Source organism: Candidatus Hydrogenedentota bacterium (assembly GCA_019695095.1).
Taxonomy (GTDB): domain Bacteria; phylum Hydrogenedentota; class Hydrogenedentia; order Hydrogenedentales; family SLHB01; genus JAIBAQ01.
Window position 1 is genome coordinate 1 of record JAIBAQ010000302.1, and the last position, 4,999, is coordinate 4,999.

Consider the following 4,999-nt stretch of genomic DNA (forward strand, 5'->3'; position numbering starts at 1 on the left):
GTCATTTTCTAGGGGTCTTAAGCCCGAGTAGTATCCGTTTGAACCTCAAAGGAGCCTAGGGTTGAGCGCATTTCGGCAAGCCATTAAGGACATTATCACCAATGTCGAGACGGTGGTACTCGACAAAACGGCAGTCATCAAGACGGCGTTGTCGGCCCTGCTGGCGGGGGGGCACGTATTGATGGAAGACGTGCCGGGTGTGGCGAAGACGGTGCTGGTGCGGGCGCTCGCCATATCCAGCGGTTGCGGATTCAGCCGCATCCAGTGCACGCCAGACTTGTTGCCGACGGACGTGAGCGGGGTGTCCATTTTCAATCAGAAGACCCAGGAATTCGAATTCCGCCGGGGGCCGGTGTTTGCGCAGGTGGTGCTTGCCGACGAAATTAACCGGGCCACGCCCCGGACCCAGGCGGCATTGTTGGAAGCGATGGCCGAGGGCCAGGTGTCGGTGGATGGGGTGACGCACAAGCTGGCCCAGCCCTTTATCGTGTTCGCGACGCAGAATCCGGTGGAGCACGAAGGGACGTTCCCGTTGCCGGAAGCCCAACTCGACCGCTTCATGATCCGGCTGTCGATGGGGTATCCCAACATACGCGCGGAAGCAGAGATGCTCGAGCGCATCCGGATGGCGCATCCGCTCGACTCGTTGAAGCCGGTCACGGATCCCCAGACGATTCTGCGGATGCAGGCCGGAATTCGAGACATCTACGTGCATGAAAAAGTGCGCGATTATCTTCTGCGGTTGATCAACCGTACGCGCGATTCGACCCACCTGAGCCTTGGAGCGAGCCCGCGCGCGTCGCTGGCACTGTTCCGCGCGGCGCAGTCATTTGCGGCGGTCCAGGGCCGGGCGTATGTGTTGCCGGACGATATCAAGCTACTTGCCCATCCGGTGCTCGAACACCGGCTTATCCTCAACCCCGAAAGCCGCCTTCGTCGAGTGACGACCAACAGCGTGCTCCGTGATATAATTGCGGAGGTTCCGGTCCCGGCAGGGACCCAGAACTGGAAGGCGGGTTGATCGCCGCTTCAGCGGCGGTTACTGTTCTGATACGTGGCGCTACCGGGATGCCTAGCGGCGGCCAGCGGGCGGAGTCATGTATGTCTATGTCGTTTGTTTGGAAATGGTTAAACGGAATAATACGGTCCAGGGGTACTAATGCTACGTTCAGGGGCGATAATGAGGCTGTTTGGTCGAAAGAAAGCGGATAGCATCGACAAGGACGAGGGAACAGCGCAGGCGGGAGACTCATCGAGCAGCGTCCGGGGAAGTCTGGAGCTGACTCACGTGGGACCCTACGAGATAATCGCTCCGGTGGGTACGGGCGGTATGGGGACGGTGTACAAGGCCATCGATCGCAAACGCGACCAGACCGTTGCGATCAAGGTTCTTGACCGGCAATTCGACCTTGACCGCAAGAAACGCCGGAGGGACTACCTGGGCCGCGAGATTCTGGTGGCCGCAAATCTGCGGCATCCGTGCATCATCCGGTACCACCCGGAGATCATTGAGCAGGGCGACGCGGATGGCAACGTGCGGCGCTGTCTGTTGATGGAATTCGTGGATGGACCGGATTTGCGAAAACACATCACGGATCGCGACTTAACGCTGCAGCAGATGGTGGATGTTTGCATTCGCCTATGCCAGGGTCTGGATTTTCTGCATCAGAACGGCATCGTGCACCGCGACATCAAGCCCGGAAACTTTCTGTTTTCGCGCGATCTCCGGCACGTGAAGATCTGTGACTTCGGTTTGTCGAAATCGAACGCGAGTTGGCGGACCCGTTGGGTGAAAGAAGGGGGCGGTACGCGCGCCTACATGTCCCCCGAGCAGATCTCGAACAAGGGCCGCGGTTTGGATGCGCGGTCTGACATCTTCTCGTTCGGCATTACGATGTACGAGTTGATTGCGGGGCGTCACCCTTGCGACGGACGCGATTCGCGCGAGATTATGAAGCAAATCAAGAGTTCGAAGTTCAAATTCGAACCGCCATCCAAGTACAACCCCGAGGTACCGCAGTCGCTGGACCGCATCATTCTGAAGGCGTTGCGTCGGCAGCCGGAGAAGCGGTATCAGTCCATGACGGAGCTATTGCTTGATTTGACGCGGTTGAACGAGACAAGGATTTAGTTCGAGGCCGTTTTCGAGATGGACTGGATCCGGGTTGAAGGGTCAGGTGGTTTAAGCCAGATCCCTCGCAGCCGCTCGGGATGACAATAGTGGTGCGGCTCGGGATGACAGTAAGGCTGCCGCCCATTGGATGATGTGAACGCTGCAAGGTATTAATGCCCAAGCTGCGAGGGCGTGAGCTTGGGTCCGAATCTCCATTCCAGATTCGGGTTGTGGGAGTGAATGCTATGCGCAATGTCCAGAGCAAAGCAGTCTTCGCCAGGTTCTTGGGCGTGATCCTTGTGATGTCGCTCTGCATTTCGTGCGAGCGCGCGCCAGCACCCGCGCCGGCCTCTTCGGGAGGAACCTCGGGCGACTCTGTAGCTTCCTCTACCAATGCCTTGAAGACATTTTCCGAAGGCGGAACCATCAGCTTCACCGTCCAAGGGCAGCCGTATACGGCGAAGATCGTCGATTGTTACTACAACAACACCGACGAAGGGTATCCGGACTACGTGGAGATCATGGGGAACGGTACACTGATCCACTTCTCGAACGAGGCGAAGATGGAAGATGACGCCAATGGCCTGAGCGATTTCGCGAGAATCGTGGGCAAGGCGCTTCCGCTTTGGACCGAGATGAACGAGACGATGGAGATATCGTTGGAAGGGCGCGGCAAGTATCCGATTGCCGGGGGCTCGCTTACTCTGGAGCGCTTTGAGCATGGGATGGAAGGGCGCGACTGGTGGGAAGGGCGTATCGAGCTGAAACTCAAGACGGAAAACGGCGACACACCGGTGTCCGGGACATACAAGACCTGCATTGTGCCGGTTTGGTGAGACTCACCGCGGCACTTGGCCGGTAACGAAACAGTAGATTTAGAACAGTGACAGAAAGTTGCTGACGAAATCCGCGCCCAGGGTCATAAACGTGCCGATGATGTTCAGTACGTAGGTGATCGTATTGAAGACCGGCACGATTAGCGCGTAGATATCCTGGAACTGCTGCAACCACGTCATTGGGATTCCCTCCTCCGCTAGTATCCAACGCTATTCTAGCTGAACGTTGCACTGCCCGCAATGGACCCGCCGCATTCGCTACAATCCACTCTGCCGGGGGGCGAGAACCAAACGTACTGTGCTGTACGTCCTATGGTGTGGAACATGAACGAAGTACAACGCATACAAGACCAACTGCTGGTGCTGCGGGCGCAGGCCAACCCCGAAGCCCTCGATGCCCTGGTCAGACGGTGGAACCCGGCGCTTCTCCGGCATGCGATGCGCTATACGCGAAACACGGATGTGGCCTGGGACGTTGTGCAAGAGGCGTGGTGCGCCATCTACCGGAAGCTTGAGGGGCTGAAGGATGCAGCGGCATTTCCGAAGTGGGCGTTTTGCGTGGTAACCAACAAGTGCCGCGACTACGCGCGCAGCGAGAAGCGCCGCAGCGAGGTGATGCAAGCGTTCACCGTCGAGTTGAAGAAGCCCGATCCGCCGGCGACGGGTAACAAACGGCTCGACGCTGCGCTGGCCCGAATTGACCCAGACCAGCGAGTGCTTCTGGAACTGTTCTACGTTGAGTCGTTCTCGATACGAGAGATTGCAGAGATTACCGGTAGCCCGGAAGGTTCGATTAAATCGCGGTTGTATCGAGCGCGCCAGGAATTGAAACGCTTGATGGAGGATGAGAAAGATGGGTGAATGGGACAAGCTCTTGAAAGATCTCAATACAGACGGGTCTTTCGATGCGGAGCGCACAAGCGAGTTGATGGGAAAGCTCAAGAAGGAGAGCGGGCGGAAGCAGAAAAAGCACCTCATCTCCATGACCTTCTATTGTCTGGTGGGGTTGTTGATCATGTTGCAGGGCGCCCTGATGGTGCGCGATTCGCAGGACATACGCATGATGCTGTTTGGCGTTATCGCCGTGGTAATTGGCTTTGAGATTACGGTTCTGGTCAAGCTGGCGTATGGCAATCTGATGACCATGAACACCGTGCTAGAGACCGTCCGCGAGACTCAGTTGTCTATCCTTGAACATCTGAATCCTGCGCAGCACGCCGGTCAACAGAAGGAAGTATAGCCATGACGAAGATCTACGATGCCATTCTCGATCGTGTTCCCTATCGTGTGCTAAATGTCGTCTGCCTAATTGTCCTGGCCGGTGCAGCGCTTGCACTGTCTGTCAATGTGGCTAGCAGCGCAACGAACTTTCGCTCGCACGCATTTGGCGGGCAGGAAGTGGTGGACGCTCACATCACGGCGGACGGATTGCTTCGGGCGTATTCGAGGGTTTCGATCACAAAGTGTCCCGATGATGTTTCCTACATCCCGATTCGCGTATCGCAACCGGGTGCTACGCTTGAATCTGTTGCCTTCGATGGACGCAAAGTGTCGTTTGCTCCCGATGACGAGCATGCGGAAGAAGGTGCGTACCGAGTTATGCCGGGGCTGCCCGAGAACGCACTGAAATCGGCGGTTATGGAAATCACGTGGTCAATGCCACTGGATAAGGTGGAGTCCGGTGGACCCAACTCCTATCAATTCCATTTGCGGGGCGCGATTCCCATCTCGAGTTACACCGCCAACGTTATTCTGGACGAGGGTGTGCCGTATGCGTTCGGAGGAAAGTTCGCCAATGTCCCTGCGTACAGTATGTTCTGGACGAAGCATACCGGGCGGAGCTATTTCGACGGAGAGATGGGTACGTGCGGAATAGGGTTGGTGAAGAAGGAAATCTGAGGCTGACTTCGACACTGAGAAAGTCCACTTCTGGCGGAGGGGACAGCATCAAAAGGAGGCTGTCCCCATGTTGTTATACGTCGGAATACGAATCAGGCCGGAGCAGTTCTGTCAGCTCCGGCCTGATTGTGATTTAGTTGATAGACGCTAG

General features: G+C 56.9%; 7 protein-coding genes. 6 read left to right on the forward strand and 1 reads right to left on the reverse strand.

The features are described 5' to 3' along the window. The first annotated feature begins 61 nt into the window (after nucleotides 1-61). The 3 genes from K1Y02_25240 (at nucleotide 62) to K1Y02_25250 (ending at nucleotide 2,949) form a co-directional block, all read left to right on the forward strand. A complete protein-coding gene (locus tag K1Y02_25240; GenBank protein MBX7259686.1) occupies nucleotides 62-1,021 on the forward strand; it encodes a MoxR family ATPase in 960 nt (319 codons plus the stop codon). Nucleotides 1,022-1,180: 159 nt separating this feature from the next. After that, nucleotides 1,181-2,131, forward strand: a complete 951-nt coding sequence (locus K1Y02_25245; protein ID MBX7259687.1) for a serine/threonine protein kinase — start codon at nucleotides 1,181-1,183, stop codon at nucleotides 2,129-2,131. A gap of 227 nt (nucleotides 2,132-2,358) precedes the next feature. Next, nucleotides 2,359-2,949 (forward strand): hypothetical protein, encoded by a 591-nt coding sequence (locus K1Y02_25250; protein MBX7259688.1) that lies wholly within the window; start codon nucleotides 2,359-2,361, stop codon nucleotides 2,947-2,949. 39 nt (nucleotides 2,950-2,988) lie between these two features. Here K1Y02_25250 and K1Y02_25255 read toward each other — a convergent pair whose 3' ends face one another. Beyond that, nucleotides 2,989-3,129, reverse strand: coding sequence for a hypothetical protein (locus tag K1Y02_25255; protein MBX7259689.1), 141 nt, complete (start codon nucleotides 3,127-3,129; stop codon nucleotides 2,989-2,991). 144 nt (nucleotides 3,130-3,273) lie between these two features. Between K1Y02_25255 and K1Y02_25260 the strand changes: the two genes are divergently transcribed. The 3 genes from K1Y02_25260 to K1Y02_25270 are packed head-to-tail and all read left to right on the forward strand — an operon-like array spanning nucleotide 3,274 to nucleotide 4,848. Continuing rightward, the gene (locus K1Y02_25260) at nucleotides 3,274-3,810 is read left to right on the forward strand and encodes an RNA polymerase sigma factor (GenBank protein ID MBX7259690.1); all 537 of its coding nucleotides are present in this window, start codon (nucleotides 3,274-3,276) and stop codon (nucleotides 3,808-3,810) included. After that, the gene (locus K1Y02_25265) at nucleotides 3,803-4,189 is read left to right on the forward strand and encodes a hypothetical protein (GenBank protein ID MBX7259691.1); all 387 of its coding nucleotides are present in this window, start codon (nucleotides 3,803-3,805) and stop codon (nucleotides 4,187-4,189) included. The genes K1Y02_25260 and K1Y02_25265 overlap by 8 nt, the downstream gene beginning before the upstream one ends. Before the next feature lie 2 nt (nucleotides 4,190-4,191). Further along, nucleotides 4,192-4,848 (forward strand): hypothetical protein, encoded by a 657-nt coding sequence (locus K1Y02_25270; protein ID MBX7259692.1) that lies wholly within the window; start codon nucleotides 4,192-4,194, stop codon nucleotides 4,846-4,848. Nucleotides 4,849-4,999: the final 151 nt, after the last annotated feature.

Bases quoted from the DNA above. Each gene is read 5' to 3' on its own strand.
- K1Y02_25255 (MBX7259689.1), bottom strand. From the start codon at position 3,129: ATGACGTGGTTGCAGCAGTTCCAGGATATCTACGCGCTAATCGTGCCG.
- K1Y02_25250 (MBX7259688.1), top strand. From the start codon at position 2,359: ATGCGCAATGTCCAGAGCAAAGCAGTCTTCGCCAGGTTCTTGGGCGTG.
- K1Y02_25265 (MBX7259691.1), top strand. From the start codon at position 3,803: ATGGGTGAATGGGACAAGCTCTTGAAAGATCTCAATACAGACGGGTCT.
- K1Y02_25245 (MBX7259687.1), top strand. From the start codon at position 1,181: ATGAGGCTGTTTGGTCGAAAGAAAGCGGATAGCATCGACAAGGACGAG.
- K1Y02_25270 (MBX7259692.1), top strand. From the start codon at position 4,192: ATGACGAAGATCTACGATGCCATTCTCGATCGTGTTCCCTATCGTGTG.
- K1Y02_25260 (MBX7259690.1), top strand. From the start codon at position 3,274: ATGAACGAAGTACAACGCATACAAGACCAACTGCTGGTGCTGCGGGCG.